Source organism: Candidatus Aeolococcus gillhamiae (assembly GCF_016464765.1).
In the GTDB taxonomy this organism is placed as follows: Bacteria; Chloroflexota; Dormibacteria; order Aeolococcales; family Aeolococcaceae; genus Aeolococcus; species Aeolococcus gillhamiae.
Genome location: NZ_JAEKNS010000131.1, coordinates 47575 through 62257, shown reverse-complemented (window position 1 = coordinate 62257; position 14683 = coordinate 47575). Strand labels below are relative to the sequence as shown.

The window sequence follows — 14683 nt, the reverse complement described above, 5'->3', positions numbered from 1 at the left end:
TCAGGAGCCGCTGATGCGCTCCGCGAGGTAGCGCATGGCCACCGGGTAGCGATACTCGATGGACATGTGGCCGGCGTCGAAGAGCTCGAAGTGCATTTCAGCTATGCCGATCTCGCCCAGTGCGTTGCGAAAGGCGGTGGCGCCGAGGTCGAGGAAGAACTCGTCGCGCGTCCCTGCGTCGATGTAGATCGCCGCCAACGAGCGCAGAGCGTCGGCGTAGCGCGGCACCATGCGCACCGGATCCCACGCCAGCCAGCGTTCCCACACCTCGGGGATCATCTGCCCGGTCGATGCGTCAAAGGGAAGCCTGACCGTGCCGTCATCATCCGCCGAGTACGCGGCGGCCATGGCCCACATGTTGAGCAGCACGCCGTCCTCCTTCCTGCTCCACGGCATTCGGCCTCGCAGGTCGGCGAAGAATCCCTCGTAAGAGCCGCCGTACTGCTCGCGCAGGGCGCGCACCACCTCCGGCACATCGCGCCAATAGCACAGCTCGAAGAGAGCATCGCCGGCATGCGACGCCAGGCCCCCGAACAGGTCCGGCCGCAACATCGGGGTGATCATCGCGCCGTAACCGCCGCTCGACTTGCCGCTGATCGCCCGGTGATCACGATGCGCGCGCGTGGAATAGTGGGCATCAACGAAGGGGATCGCCTCCTCGCAGAGGTACGTGTGATACCGACCGGTCGCAGGCGAGTCGAGGAACTGGCTTCCCCCCAGCGACGTCCAGCAGTCGATCATGGCGACGCGACACGGCGGCACGCTCGGATCGCTGAACAGCTCGTCGATGAGCTCGATCGCGGTGAGCCGTTGGCTGCTGCGATTGCGCCACATGTCGAGCTGGCCGGTGAAGCCCTGGATCAGGTAAATCACCGGAAGCTCGATGCTCGTCACTTCTCCGGGAGGCGAGTACACCCACAGCGGTCGCACGCTGGGGTCGTTGAGGGGATTGCCACGCAGAGCCACGCTGTCGATGGCCAGCTCGTCGAGCCGACCGCGCAGCGGACGGTGCCACGGCGGTCCGACAGCAGGCGACGCAGACTCGTTCACAACTGCCCGATCACCACGCGCGTGACCCCGAGGCTGTCGCGATGGGAACGGACATCGCGCAGGCCACCGCGTCGCAGCGCTGTCGCGGTCTCCCTGGCGAGGTATGGAGCGATCTCCACGAGCACATGGCCGCCGGGGCGCAGCCAGCCGGGAGCGTCGTCCGCGAGTCGCCGGACCAGCCCGAGTCCGTCGTCCGAACCATCGGTGAGGGTGTGGCGAGGCTCGAAGCGGCGAATCTCCACCGGCAACGTTCGCACCTCGTCGCGCGCGACGTAGGGCGGATGGATGGTGAGCACCTGGACCGCGCCGCGGAGCGCTGCAGGCAACCCGGCCAGCATGTCGCCGGTCGCGAAGTGCACGTTGTCAAGGTCCAGGCGTCGTGCATTGAGACGTCCGAGGCGCGCCGCCTCCGCCGAGATGTCGATACCCCACACCTCGGCCGCCGTCACCGCCGCGCCAATCGCCAGCGCGATGGCGCCGTTCCCGGTGGCCACGTCGACCGCGATGCGCCGTCCCCGACGCCGGCGCAGGCGAGCAACAGCAAGGTCCACCGCCAGCTCGCTCGACGCCCGCGGCGAGAACACGCCGGGGCGCACCACCAGGTCGAGCCCGGCGAAACGGAAGTGCCCGGTGATGTAGTTGACCGGCTCGCCCGTCAGACGGCGCTGCACCATGGCGTCGAAGCGACGCTGCTGCGAGGGCGACACAGCGCTGTCGCGCAGGACCTCGTCATCCTCCGCGTCGACGCCCAGGACATGGGCGAGCAGCACCTCCGCATCCCAGCGCGCCAGACCCGCTTGCCAGTGCTCAATGTTGCGCGATTTTGCGATGCGCATCTGCGCGCGCGAGAGCAGTTCAGCGCCGGTGGCCCGTACACTGGACTGCGCAGAGACCGCGCCGCGGCTCGCAACCCTGGACATTGCGCGCATGGTAGCCGAGCAGGACCGATCCACCCGTCGGGCAGCCGCCTTCTTCGACGTCGACCGCACGCTGTTGCGCGGATCGTCGCTGCTTGCTGTGGCGCGTCCCATGCGGCGCGCCGGATTCATGCCCACCCGCGCCATGCTTCATTCGCTTGTGGTCCAGGCCCGTTTCAGCGTGTCCGGCTTCGACGAGGCGCAGATACGCGATGCGGTGCGCGGTGCCGGCGCGCTCGTGGCCGGCGTCAAGGCAGAGGAACTGATGGACTTCGCCCGCCGTGAGGTCCCGCTGCACGTCCTGCCACGCGTCCACGCCGAGGCGCGCGCCCGCATCGCCTGGCATCGCGAGCGCGGTGACCTCGTGTTCCTGGTGTCGTCGTCACCGGCGCAGTTCATCAGCGTGCTGGGGTCGATCATCGGCGTCGACGGTGTGGCAGGCACCGTGGCCGAGCTCCGCGACGGCCGCTACACCGGCCGCATCCTGCGGCTCTGCCACGGAACCGGCAAGGCCGACGCGGTCCGCGAGCTGGCCGCCGCCCACCACGTGGACCTCGCCCTCTCACATGCGTACGGGGACAGCTTTGCCAGTGACCTGCCCATGCTGGAGTCGGTCGGTCACCCGGTCTGCGTCAACGGCGATCGCGCGCTCACCGCCCACGCCCAACGACTCGGTTGGCCGATCGAACGCTTCCAGCGCATCTCGCTGCGGCCCAGCCCTGGCCGGCTGAGCCGCGTGCCGGCTCGCGTGGCCACTCTTTCGGGTCCGGCCGTGCGCCGCGCCCACGGTCATGTCCGCAACACCGCCCGGGCTCTGCGCGAGTTGTGAGCGTGCCCGCGTCATCCGCGGGGCCCGCTCACAGTTCTGGATGTGTCGCCTGTCCGAGGTCGACCCGAGATTTGCCCGCTACCCAGCGCTTCCGGTGCTCCGCTGCAGCGGCCATACCGGTGGCGAGCCCGAACGCTCGGCGCCGGAGTGAGGGCGTGGCCTCACTCGCTGCGCGGCGCTGACGGAGACGTTGCCAGGACGGAGATAGAGGCGAGCTGCACCGGCGACGGCAGGGGCACACCCGCTGCCTGCGCGAACGTCGCCAGGCTCGGCGCACCGCCCATCCCGGTGCGGTGAAGCTCGTAGCGCCCGTTGAGTGACTGCTCGTTGCCGTTCATGGTGGTGACGGCCTCGCGGAACCCCGCCTGCTGCACCAGCTGCGCGACCACGGCGTTGAAGCCACCATACGGGTAGGCGAAGTCCAACACGGGATGACCGAGCAGCTTTTCGAGCGCATTCTTGCCATTGGCGATCTCGAGCCACGCGGCGGACAGCGGGACGGCGGCAAGGTCGACGTGGTGCACGGTGTGCGAGCCGACCACCATACCCGCGGCCTCCATTTTGAGAATCTGCGCAGCGCTCATGTACCGCGGCTTGTTGACGAAGCCGCTGACCACGAAATCCGTGGCCACGAAACCGTACCGCGCCAGCACCGGCTGCACCACCGTGGCGAAGTCGGCGTAGCCGTCGTCGAACGTCAGTACCACCGGGCGCGCCGGCAGGCCGCGCTTGCCGGCGAGCGCCTCCATCAGCGTGGCCAGGGTGATCGGATGCGCGCCCTCGACCTGGAGAAGGGCCATCTGCTCAGCGAAGAGCGTAGGCGGGATGGAGAGGTTGAAGCTCAGCAGGTTCTGGGCCGTCGGCTGGATGGTACGGATGTAGTGGTAGTAGAGGATCGGCACCGCCAGATGGGGGCCAGCCGGGACCGAGAGCGTGACCGGCGACGGAGCTCCAGGCGGGAGCAGCGCATCGTTGGGCAGCTCACCATCGGGCGGGGAGGCCGTCTGGGCGGTGCGGTGCACAGCCAGCGGTCCTTCGACGGCGATGCCGCCACCCACAGGTAGGAGGTTGATGGTGCCAATCGCTGAGAGCACGGCGAGCAGCACCACCAGTCCGGTGGCCGCGAGTCGGCGAACGGGGCGTCGTTGGCGGGAAGCGGGACTGTCTGCTGTCATGCCTGAATCTGGGCCTGCGCTGCCCGGAAGAGAGCGCGCCTACGCAAAGGATATGTGACAGTCCCGGTTCTGCTTCACTCTGCCGGCGTATTGCCGGCCGTCGAGGCCTCGGGGCCCGGCCGCCAGATCGTCTTGACGTTGACGAACTCGCGAATGCCGAAGCTCGACAGCTCCCTCCCGTAGCCACTGTCCTTGACGCCACCGAACGGGATGCGCGGATCGGAGTGGGTCATCCCGTTGACAAACACGCCACCGCTGTCCAGGCGCCGCGCCAGCGCCACGCCACGCTCCTCGTCGCGTGTCCAGATGTTCCCTCCGAGGCCGAAATCGGAGGTGTTGGCCACGGCGAGCGCCTCGTCCGCCGAGCCGACGCGCATCACCGCCGCGAGGGGGCCGAACGTCTCCTCACGGAACGCGGGCATGTCGATCGTGCAACCGGTGAGGACGGCCGGGGTGATGAAGTAGCCGCGGCCCTCCGGCCGGCCCCCGCCGCAGCGGAGCGTCGCGCCGGCGGCTTCCGACTCGCGCAGCTGGTGCTCCAGGACCGCACGCAGGTCACCCCGCGCCAGCGGTCCCATGGTCACCGAGTCGCGCAGCGGGTCGCCCACCACGACCGCGAGTGCCTGCTCCACGAGCAGCTCTTCGAAGTCCGCGGCCACGCTCTCGACGACGATGAACCTCTTGGCGGCGATGCAGCTCTGCCCGGCATTCTGGAAGCGCGCTTTGGCGGCGGTGGCCGCGGCCGCGGCGAGGTCGGCGTCCTCGAGGACGATGAACGCATCGGAGCCGCCGAGCTCGAGGACCGCCGGCTTGAGACTCCGCCCCGCTGCGGCACCGACGCTGCGTCCCGCCGCGGTGCTTCCGGTGAGCGTCACCGCCGCAATGCGCGGGTCCTCGATGACAGCCGCGACGCGGTCGTTGGGGATGAGCACCACCGCGAAGACTCCGCGCGGGAAACCGGCGTCCGTGAAGAGCTCAGCGATGGCGAGCGCGCAGCCGCTGACATTGGACGCATGCTTGAGGACGGCACAGTTGCCGGCGCACAGCCCCGGCGCGGCGAAGCGGAAGACCTGCCACAGAGGGAAGTTCCACGGCATCCCCGCCAGGACGGTGCCGAGCGGTTCGAAGGCGACGAAGCTGCGCGGGCTGTCACTCGGAAATGGCTGATCGGCGAGGAACTCCGGGGAATGCGCGGCGAACCAGTCGCAGGTGAAAGCACACTTCTCGACCTCCGCGCGCGCTTCGCCAATGGTCTTGCCCATCTCGGCGGTGATGAGGCCGGCGAGCGCGTCGCGGCGCTCGCGGAGCAGCTCACCGACTCTGGACAGCAGCGCACACCGGTCGGCGATGGGAGTGGTGCGCCAGGAGGGCTGCCGAGCCACCGCGGCGTCGAGGATGGCGTCCACATCGCTCTCGGAATGCACCGGGTATGTGGCGATGTGCTCCTCCGTCGCGGGGTTGACGGAGTGCATCTGCTGCAGTTCAACGGCCATCTGCTGTCCTCCTCGCGATCATGGTAGGGGGAGGCGCGCTGCCGCGTCCCTCGAGGCTGATGCCGTAGGGTGATCGGCGATGACCACGCTGGTGCGGCCTCCCGTTCTGCAGCGGGTCGGCGGCGGGGTGGTCGCCGCCTTCGCCGCGGTCTACATCATCTGGGGGTCGACCTACTTCTTCATCAAGGTCGCGGTCGAGACGCTGCCGCCGCTGCTCATGTCCGGCGTGCGCTTTCTCATCGCGGGCGCAGCGTTGCTCGCCGTCACGAGCCGCATGCGCGGCGCGGCACGGGATCCGATCGGGTGGCGGCAGTGGCGCGCCACGGCGATCACTGGCGGGCTCCTGCTGCTCGGCGGCAACGGCGGGGTCGCCTTCGGTGAGCAGTACGTCCCCTCCGGGGTGGTGGCGCTCGAGGTCGCGACCGTCCCTCTTTTCATCGCCCTCTTCGGAGCGGTCGCGCTGGGCCGCCGCCTCGGCAGGATCGCGGTGGGCGGCATCGTCATCGGGTTGCTGGGGACCGCTGTGCTGCTCCGGCCAGGTGCCGGCGGTGGCGGCGACCTCGGCCACATGCTGCTGGTACTGGCCTCGCCATTGAGCTGGGCGATCGGTTCCCTGTACGCCACGCGCGGCCCGGTGCCCAAGCGCGCCCTGGTGGCGACCGGCATGGAGATGCTGTGTGGCGGGGCGCTCCTGCTCGTGGTCGGAATGCTCACTGGGGAGGGGTCTGCGCTGCACCTCGGCCAGGTGAGCCTGGCGTCGTGGCTGTCGGTGCTCTACCTGATCGTCTTCGGCTCGCTGGTGGCGTTCAGCGCCTACGTCTGGCTGCTCACCAAGGTGCCGACCACAGCGGTGGCCACGTACGCCTACGTCAACCCGCTGGTCGCGGTGCTTCTCGGGTGGGCTTTCCTCGGCGAGCGCATCACCGGGCAGACATTGTTGGCGGCTGCCCTCATCGTGGTTGCCGTGGCCGTCATCCTCACCCAACCCCCGGCCGCCGCAAGGGCACGCCCCGATGTTCCCGGGGCAGACGCGGTGTGACCGGCATGCAGCCCGAGGATGGCGACCTGTCGGCGCCGTCGGTGAGCGGCGACGTCGACGAGGACGCCCGACAGAGGCTGTTCGCCACCGCGGGGCTGCGCGACGTGCTCTGCCTCGGGCCCATCTTCGTCAAGTCGATTTACTACTACGCCGGGATCCCCCTTGGGGTGGCGCTGCAGTTCACCAAGCCGCTGTACGCCGAGCTGCTCCGCGGCAGCACGATCTCGCTGATCATCGCAGGCGCATTCGCGTCCAGCGGTCGCCTGCCCTTGTGGGCGGTGCTGCTGGCACCGATCCCGTACACCATGCTCACCGATCCCTTCTACTACTGGGCGGGGCGGCGGTACGGTCGCCCGCTGGTCGCCTACCTCGAGAAACACGATCCACGGTGGCACCGCAGGGCACGTCGAGCCGAGCGATTCTTCGCGCGCTGGGGCCTCTGGACGATCCTCTTCGCGTACTTCCTGCCCGTTCCCAACGACCTTCTCTATTTCGGCGCCGGTGATGCCCGCATCAACATCTGGCGGTTCCTGGCCGCCGATTTCGTGGGCACCCTTCTCTTCATCTCCCTATGGGTCTCGCTGGGCTTCGTCATCGGCAAGCCCGCCGAGAACGTCGCCGACGCCGTCGGTCAGTACAGCGGTCGGATCACCATCGCGCTGGTGGTGGGGATCGTCATCTTCAGCATGGTGTCCGCTTGGCAGAGGACCCGCCACCGCGAGGTTTGAGCACGGTTCTCCTGCAACAGGGCGGCGGCTGGAACGATCATGCTGCGGCAGTTCATCCGGCAGCTGTTGTTGTTGTTGCCCTGACAGTATGAGAGGCACGACTTGTTGTTGTCGCCAAAGCAGTGCGACGTGCACGACTTGTTGTTGTTCCCGAGGCAGAAGGTGAGGCAATTCTTGTTGTTGTCGCCTTTGCAGTAGCTGGTGCAGCTGGGGGCGGTGTTGCTACATCCCGCGCAGCTCCAGGGATCCGGAGTGGGCTTCGGGGTCGGAGTCGGGGTTGGTGTCGGCTTGGGCGTCGGGGGCGGAGTGGGCGTCGGGGTTGGAGTCGGATTCGGGGCGGGTGTGGCCGTGGGCCTTGCGGTGGCGACGGCGGTCGGCGGCGGGGTCGCGGCGGTTGTCGAACCGGCGACGGGCGCGCTGGTGGCGGTCGGCGCCGCAGTCTGCGCGGTCGTCGTTGGCGGCGCGGTGGGGGCGGCCGTAGCAGGGCGCGATGTGGCCGTGGGCTTCGGAGTCTGACCGGGGGTGCGCGACGGCGCGGCGGCGACCGCGCGTGAGGTGGGGCCGGCGAGGCCCGGGCCGGGCGGCGTCCCGACCACGCCAGTGACGGCGAAGACCGTTGCGGTCGTCGCGGTGACGATGCCCATCCCCATGCCCGAGCCGGTGAACCCGCCGAAGCTGAAGATGCGTCCGAGCTGAGGCACCTGCGCGATCCACGCGCCAAAGCCGATGGTCCGCCACAGACGCCCCACCGACACGTTCAGGAACGCGCGGACGATCACCGGGTCGAGCTGCGTGCCGGCCACTCGAACCAGCTCCTGGCGGGCTGCGGACACGCTCATGGGCCGCTTGTACGGCCGGGGAGCGGTCATCACCTCGTAGGCGTCCGCGACCGCCACGATCCGGGCAGCGAGCGAGATCTCATGACCCTTGAGCTGATGGGGATAGCCGGTGCCGTCGAAACGCTCGTGGTGCTGCTCAACAGCGGCGCCCCACTCGCCGAGCCACGGCAGGAGCGGCGCGACCAGGCGCGCGCCCTCCTCCGGATGACGGTGCAGTGCCGCCCACTCCGCCTCGTCGGGCGTGCCCGGCTTGTTGAGGATCGTCGCCGGGACCTCGAGCTTGCCGATGTCGTGGAGCAAAGCGGCCCAGCGGAGGCGGTTGCGGCCGCTGTCGGGGCACCTTCAGCTCGTCGGCGAGGAGATCGGTGAACACGCGAACGCGCTCTGAGTGCCCCCGGGATGCCTTGTCGTGCACCGAGAGCGCGAGCACCAGCTCGATGATCGTCTGCATCCTGCGGACGTCGTCGTCGTGGCCGGTCTCGTGGGCGCGGTGGAGGCTCTCCTGGAGGTCGCGGGGACGGCCGGTGCGCCGCGCCACTGCAAAGCGCGCGGGCGCCTTGTCCGGGAAGATGAGCGACAGGTTGAGCAGCGCAGCCAGCGGGAGAAGACGGCGCGCCGCACGCTCGAACGCCACCAGGGTGACCAGCGAAGCGGCGGCGATGACGCCGATCCAGAGGACGGTGGTGGCCGCGCTGTCGGCGCGCGGCAAGACGTGTGTCAGCAGCGCCGCGACGCCGAACGAGGCGGCCACCGGCGCAGCAAAGACAGTGATGCGCACCGCACGGGCCAGGCCGGGACGTCGGTCCCATTCCCTGCTTCTGCGGATCTGAGCGTCGCGATCGCCCTGTTGGCGGGTCCCCATCGTGGTGTTGTCTTCCTGTGCTGCTGGGCACGCGCACACGGTGCCTTGGGACACGGTGGCAGGGGCTGTCCACGGACCCTCTGATGCGCGGGTCACGATCCTGTGTCAGCCACCTCGGAACAGCACAGGGCTGATCGGACGCGGCGTCAGGTGATCGCCGCGCGCTCCGCGAAACGGGGGTCCAGGTGGGCGCCCTCGGCCACCACCTGGTGTAGGTGGTCGACGGCATCCCACACGTCCACGTAGCGCACGTACAGTGGCGCCAGCCCGAACCTGCAGATGTCGGGAGCGCGGAAGTCCCCGACCACCCCGCGCTCGGCGAGGGCACGCACGACTCCGTACCCGTCGGGATGGCGGAGGGCGACCTGCGAGCCGCGACGGGCGGCGTCGCGTGGCGAGGCAAGTTCGAAACCCATCCGTGCGCAGCGCTCCTCGACCAGCTCGATGAACAGCTCCGTGAGCGCGACCGACTTGGCGCGCGCGGCCGCCATGTCGACCTCGAGCCACAGGTCCACGGCTGACTCGAGCGCGGTCAGCTGGAGGATGTGCGGAGAACCGGTGATCATCGAGCGCAGGCCGGAGGCAGGTCGGAACGCGAGCTCGAAGGCGAAGGGCTCGGCGTGGCCGAGCCACCCCGGCACAGGATTGCGCAGCGCCCCGTGCAGGCCGGCGCGTACGTGCAGCAACGCCGGGGCGCCCGGGCCGCCGTTGAGGTACTTGTAGCCGCAGCCCACCGCCATGTCGGCGCCGTCGGCGTTCACCTGCAACGGCACCGCCGCGACGCTGTGGCAAAGATCCCACAGCGCCAGCGCGCCGGCGTCGTGCGCGGCGGCGCTGAGCGCGCGCATGTCGTGCATGTACCCGGTGCGGTAATCGACGTGGGTGAGCACCAGCACGGCGACCCGGTCGTCCAGCGCGTCGAGGAGGCGTGCACGGGGCTGCACCTCGACCGTGGCACCGCACAGTTGTGCCGCAGCGGCGGCCACGTACACGTCGGTGTGGAAATTCTCCTCCTCGGTGAGCACCACGGAGCGGTCGGGCTGCATCGCGAGTGCGGCGCACACCAGCTTGAAGAGGCACACCGAGGTGCTCTCGGCGACGACCACCTCGTCGCTGCCGGCGCCGATCAGGCGAGCCAGCTTGGCCCCCACCCGGGCGGGGGCCTCGATCCAGCCGGCATCTGACCAGCTGTGCACCAGTCCCCGGCCCCACTCCTCCTCGACGAGAGCCGCCAGGCGAGCCGGGGTGCGGACCGGCAGTGCCCCGAGCGAGTTGCCGTCGAGGTAGATGAGGTCATCCGGGAGGACGAACTGCTCACGAACCGACGCGAGCGGATCCACAGCATCGCGGGCGGCGCAGGTGGCGCGGTCGACAGCGGAGATCACAGCTGGTTGCGCACCTCCCACAGCTCGGGAAAGAACCGCCGGTCCAGCGTTGACTGGAGGTAGGCGACGCCGAGGCTGCCGCCCGATCCCGTCCTGCTGCCGATCTCTCGGGCGGCCATCAGGGCGTGGTGGTGACGCCAGCGCGCGATTGTCTCGTCATGGTCCACGAATGCCTCACAGAGCTCGTGCAGCACCGCCCGGGGGGCATCGTCATGATCGCGGTACAGCGATGCGAGAGCGCTCATCCGGCGCGCCCGTGCGTCGGCGTGATCCCCGTCGGGAGCGTCGAAGCCGGCGGCGCGCATCGACATGCCCAGCGCCGTGTACAGCGTGCGGCCGCCGAGCCGTTCGCTGAGTTGGGCGCGATGGATCTCGTCGCGTCCGGCAGCGTCGAGGTGGCGGGCATCGCCGGCGCCGGAGAGCGCCTCGATCTCACGGAACTGCGTTGACTGGAACCCCGACGCCGGCGCGAGTGGGTCGCGGAAGCGCATGAAGCCGTCGGGGCTCATGCTCTCGAGCACGTGCAGCTGGTCGATGAGCAGCTGCTCCACCGCCACCGCGCGGTGCATGGGGCGCAGCGCGGCGTGCGCACGGGCGTCGTCGAGGGCGACGGCGGCGGCGTCCAGCTCGTGCAGGATGAGCTTGAACCACAGCTCGTACACCTGGTGGACGACGATGAACAGCATCTCGTCGTGGGCGCCGTCGCTGAGCGGCTGCTGCAGGTCGAGCAGCTCATCGATCCGCAGGTACGTGGCGTAGTCGGTGGGCACGCCCATCGCCCGCCACTGTATCCCGCATCAGGCTGCCTCGGCGATCCTCCGGCGCAGGAAGGCGAGCACGGCGGCCTCACGACCAGAGAGGTCGTCGAGAGACTGGGCGAGGGTCTCCTCGGCGCGACGTTCCAGGTTGGCCAGGAGAGCCCCGTCGAGGTGCGCGCTGATCACCTCGGGATGGACGTAGCAGCGCCGGCAGACGGCAGGGGTGTTGCCGAGATGGCGCGCGACGGACTCGACGGCTTCGACCACGTGCCGCTTGGCCTGCGTCTGCGAGGCGTACTCGCCCAGCTCCTGGAGTGCCCACGCGGCCAGCACTGTCCCGCCCCAGGTGCGGAAGTCCTTGGCGGTGAAGTCCTCGCCGGACGCTTCGCGGATGTACGCGTTGACGTCGTCCGACTCGACGCCGTGCAGCTCGCCATCGTCGTCCTGCCACTGGAACAGCTGCTGACCGGGAAGATCCTGGAGGCGGCTGACCACGCGCGCGACCCTCCGGTCGGCGATCGCGACGGTGTGCTGCTTGCCGCTCTTGCCACGGAACTGGAAGCGCAGCTTGGAGCCCTCCACCTCGACGTGGTGGTCGCGCATGGTGGTCAGCCCGAAGGAGCGGTTCTCGCGTGCGTACTCCTCATTGCCGACGCGGATGTACGTCGAGTCGAGCAGGCGCACGATGGTGGCCAGGACGCGCTCGCGGCTGAGCTCGGAGCCACGCAGATCCTTGTCGACGCGCACCCGAATCCGCGGCAACACCTCGCCGAAGGCAATGGTGCGCTCGTACTTGGTGGCGTCGCGCGCTTCGCGCCACCTCTTGTGGTAGCGGTACTGCTTGCGCTTCCGCGCGTCACGACCGGTGGCCTGGATGTGCCCGTTGGCGGCCGGGGAGATCCAGACGTCGGTCCACGCCGGCGGGATGGCGATGTGAGCGATGCGCTGGATCTCCGTCGCCCTCGTGATGGCCCGGCCGTCGACGCCGACGTAGCGGAACCCTCCACGCGGCTTGGGCTGACGGCGTATCCCGGGGGAACCGTCGTTGACATAGCGCAGCCCCGCCGCGCGAGCGGTGGCGACGGGGTCGCTGTCAAGGACACGAACACGGCGAGGCACCAGGCGATGCTAGGCGGCGTGTACCTATCCGGCGTCGGGGAGGTGGACGATCTCGCTGAGATGAAAGGCGTCGGCGGCGGTCAGTTGGTCGTACGTGCAGGTCGCGGGGTCGCGGTCCTCGCGCCAGCGCAGGAATCGAGCGGCGTGGCGGAAGCGCCGCCCCTGGAGATGGTCGAAGGAAACCTCGCAGACCAGGGTCGGGCGCAGCGGCGTCCAGTCGGCATCCTTGTCCTTGGTCCACCGGCTGGGCGCTCCCGGGGTGCGCCCGTGGCCGAAGCTGTCCCCACCCACCAGCGGCTCGAGCGTGCCGACGAGCTCGCGCTTCTCCGTGGCGGAGAACGAGGAGGTGTGGCCGACGTGGTGGAGCACGCCGTCGCCGTCGTAGAGGCCGAGGAGAAGCGACCCCACTCCTCGCCCTTTCACCTCCATGCGATACCCGCCCACGACACAGTCGACCGTGCGCAGGTGCTTGATCTTGGTCCAGCCTCGCTCGCCGCTGCGATAGGTGCTGTCCTCTGGTTTGGCGATCAGGCCGTCGAGCCCAGCGCCCTCGTAGCGGGTGAACCAGTCCTTCCCCTCCTCGAAGTCGGCAGTCTGCGGGGTCAACGCCACGCGCGCATTGCCGGAGATGGCTCCGAGGAGAAGCTCGCGCCGGGTCACCAGCGGGCTGCCGCGCAGGTCGCCCGAGCCGTCGGCGAGGAGGTCGAAGAGGATCACCGTGGCCGGAGTCTCGGCCGCCAGCCTCGCCACCCTTGAAGCGGCCGGGTGCAGCCGCATCTGCAGGGCATCGAAGTCGAGCCCGCGCGGGGTGGCGATGATGATCTCGCCGTCCACGACAGCCCGTTCGGGCATGGCGTGCCGCAACGGGTCGAGAATCTCGGGGAAGTAGCGGAGCAAGGGCTGGCCCTTGCGGCTACCGACGTGCACGTCGTCGCCGTCGCGGAACACGATGGCGCGAAAGCCGTCCCACTTGGGTTCGTACCGCCAACCGGGGCCCGACGGGATCTGCTCCGCCGCGCGGGCAAGCATCGGCTCCAGCGGCGGCGTGATTGGCAGCGTCACCCCGCGGAGGCGGGCGCGGCGAGGCGGAGGAGGTTGTTGACGTCGCTGACGCCGGCCACCGACCGCGCGGTTGCCTCGAAGGCGTCGATGTCGTCGAGGTGGATGACCTCGCCGCGCAGGGTGACCGTCGACTTGCGCGCGCTGACGTGCAGTCCGGCGGCGGCGTCAGGGTGCCGAACGTCCAGCTCGGCGCGAACCCTCTCCACCAGTTGCACCTCCCGGCGACCGCCGCGGCCCGGATTCGCCACCGAGTCGCCGACCATGGTGGCCACGTTCGCCGACTGGCGTCGCGCCACCCCGGCCGCGGCCTTGCGATTGCGTGCCCCCGAGCGCGGGTGCAGGAAGACCGCGGCACCCAGACCCGCCACGCCGGCACCGAGGGCAGCAGTGATCCGTCCCAGGCCCTTCATCGCGCACGGAGTCTAGGCGATGAGAACAGCCTGGTCCGGGGTACTCTCAGCGTCATGTCCACGGTTCGTGCGGCGATGAAAGCCATGGCCATGATGGCCGCCCTGGTCGCCACCGCGGTGGTCGCGCTGCCTGCGATCGGCGCGTCGGCCGGCGCCTCCCCCACCCTGCTGCGTGCCGCCGGCGGTGCGGCGTCCGGCGCGCCGGGAAGCACGGTGAAATACAAGTACACGTGGAACTACGCCGACTGTGCCAGCAACTCACCGGACCCCACCAACCTGACCATCGTCCTCTACTGGGACGACAGCGCCACGACGCCGATCGGCACGACGCCGGTGACTGCCAGACAAGCCAGCGGGAAGTGCCAGGGCACCGTGAGCGGAACCGTGCCAAGCGGCGCCACAGGGGGCGATCACTTCCCCAGCGCCGCGCTCAAGGAGCCGTCGAGCAGAGGCAATGCCATCGTCAAGAACAGCAACACGGGCAGGGTGTTGCCGGGCCAGCAGTTCACCGTCACCGTGCCACCGACGCCCACCCCGGTCCCGACCCCGACCCCACCCCCGGCCCCGACCTCGACGCCGACGCCGAGCGACACCCCGCTACCCACGGACACGCCAACCGCGCTCCCGACCCCGGCGCCCACCGCCAGCCCCGGCTCGGCCGCCACGCCACTCGCCGCGGGCAACGGCCGCGGCTCCGGCCCACCGGCTGCGCTGCTGGTGGGGATCGCCGCGATCCTGGTGATCACCGCGGCCATCGCGGGCACCGTGCTCCTGCGTAGACGGCGGGCCCGAACGACAGCCGAGGACCCCTTCCAGTTCCTCCGCTGAGAGGTGGCGCGCCCAAGAGGATTTGAACCCCTGGCCTTCTGATCCGTAGTCAGACGCTCTATCCGGACTGAGCTATGGGCGCGCGGCCCGACTTTCGAGCGGCCTCCGAGTTTACACGAGGCCAGGCGGCTCCCCCGGGCATGCTGACCGCCGCCTGCGGCGGTCAGCGCTGGCGCGGCATGATGAGTA

At 69.7% G+C, this 14683-nt stretch carries 14 protein-coding genes and 1 tRNA gene; 4 read left to right on the top strand and 11 right to left on the bottom strand.

What is annotated here, in order from left to right:
* On the bottom strand, window positions 1–1050 hold the full coding sequence (locus JF886_RS12990; RefSeq protein WP_337313123.1) for an alpha/beta hydrolase: 1050 nt from the start codon (window positions 1048–1050) through the stop codon (window positions 1–3).
* Window positions 1047–1970, bottom strand: coding sequence for a N5-glutamine methyltransferase family protein (locus JF886_RS12985; protein ID WP_337313121.1), 924 nt, complete (start codon window positions 1968–1970; stop codon window positions 1047–1049). The genes JF886_RS12990 and JF886_RS12985 overlap by 4 nt, the downstream gene beginning before the upstream one ends.
* Window positions 1971–1977: 7 nt before the next feature.
* Here JF886_RS12985 and JF886_RS12980 point away from each other — a divergent pair, with 7 nt between their 5' ends.
* Window positions 1978–2796, top strand: a complete 819-nt coding sequence (locus tag JF886_RS12980) for an HAD family hydrolase (RefSeq protein WP_337313120.1) — start codon at window positions 1978–1980, stop codon at window positions 2794–2796.
* Window positions 2797–2957: 161 nt separating this feature from the next.
* Here the strand turns inward: JF886_RS12980 and JF886_RS12975 are convergent, their stop codons facing one another.
* Both JF886_RS12975 and JF886_RS12970 read right to left on the bottom strand, forming a co-directional pair.
* Entirely contained in the window at window positions 2958–3971 is a 1014-nt protein-coding gene (locus tag JF886_RS12975) for a polysaccharide deacetylase family protein (RefSeq protein ID WP_337313119.1), read from the bottom strand.
* Between the two features lie 74 nt (window positions 3972–4045).
* The gene (locus tag JF886_RS12970; RefSeq protein WP_337313117.1) at window positions 4046–5464 is read right to left on the bottom strand and encodes an NAD-dependent succinate-semialdehyde dehydrogenase; all 1419 of its coding nucleotides are present in this window, start codon (window positions 5462–5464) and stop codon (window positions 4046–4048) included.
* Between the two features lie 79 nt (window positions 5465–5543).
* Here JF886_RS12970 and JF886_RS12965 point away from each other — a divergent pair, with 79 nt between their 5' ends.
* Window positions 5544–6503 carry an EamA family transporter gene (locus tag JF886_RS12965; RefSeq protein WP_337313115.1) on the top strand — a complete coding sequence of 320 codons (960 nt, stop codon included), beginning with the start codon at window positions 5544–5546 and terminating at the stop codon, window positions 6501–6503.
* A gap of 5 nt (window positions 6504–6508) precedes the next feature.
* Window positions 6509–7231: a DedA family protein gene (locus JF886_RS12960; protein WP_337313183.1), complete on the top strand. Its 723-nt coding sequence runs from the start codon at window positions 6509–6511 to the stop codon at window positions 7229–7231.
* Here the strand turns inward: JF886_RS12960 and JF886_RS12955 are convergent.
* The 6 genes from JF886_RS12955 to JF886_RS12930 all read right to left on the bottom strand — a co-directional run bounded on the left by JF886_RS12955 (window position 7135) and on the right by JF886_RS12930 (window position 13666).
* Entirely contained in the window at window positions 7135–8370 is a 1236-nt protein-coding gene (locus JF886_RS12955; protein WP_337313113.1) for an HD-GYP domain-containing protein, read from the bottom strand. The genes JF886_RS12960 and JF886_RS12955 overlap by 97 nt on opposite strands.
* Before the next feature lie 708 nt (window positions 8371–9078).
* Window positions 9079–10317 (bottom strand): kynureninase, encoded by a 1239-nt coding sequence (gene kynU / locus JF886_RS12950; RefSeq protein ID WP_337313111.1) that lies wholly within the window; start codon window positions 10315–10317, stop codon window positions 9079–9081.
* Window positions 10314–11093 (bottom strand): tryptophan 2,3-dioxygenase, encoded by a 780-nt coding sequence (locus JF886_RS12945; RefSeq protein WP_337313109.1) that lies wholly within the window; start codon window positions 11091–11093, stop codon window positions 10314–10316. The genes kynU and JF886_RS12945 overlap by 4 nt, the downstream gene beginning before the upstream one ends.
* 21 nt (window positions 11094–11114) lie before the next feature.
* Window positions 11115–12194, bottom strand: a complete 1080-nt coding sequence (locus JF886_RS12940) for a DNA topoisomerase IB (RefSeq protein WP_337313108.1) — start codon at window positions 12192–12194, stop codon at window positions 11115–11117.
* A gap of 24 nt (window positions 12195–12218) precedes the next feature.
* On the bottom strand, window positions 12219–13256 hold the full coding sequence (locus JF886_RS12935) for an ATP-dependent DNA ligase (protein ID WP_337313105.1): 1038 nt from the start codon (window positions 13254–13256) through the stop codon (window positions 12219–12221).
* Entirely contained in the window at window positions 13253–13666 is a 414-nt protein-coding gene (locus tag JF886_RS12930; protein WP_337313103.1) for a BON domain-containing protein, read from the bottom strand. The genes JF886_RS12935 and JF886_RS12930 overlap by 4 nt, the downstream gene beginning before the upstream one ends.
* A gap of 54 nt (window positions 13667–13720) precedes the next feature.
* Between JF886_RS12930 and JF886_RS12925 the strand changes: the two genes are divergently transcribed.
* A complete protein-coding gene (locus JF886_RS12925; protein WP_337313101.1) occupies window positions 13721–14494 on the top strand; it encodes a hypothetical protein in 774 nt (257 codons plus the stop codon).
* Between the two features lie 4 nt (window positions 14495–14498).
* Here the strand turns inward: JF886_RS12925 and JF886_RS12920 are convergent.
* A tRNA-Arg gene (locus JF886_RS12920) sits at window positions 14499–14576 on the bottom strand.
* Window positions 14577–14683 lie beyond the last annotated feature (107 nt).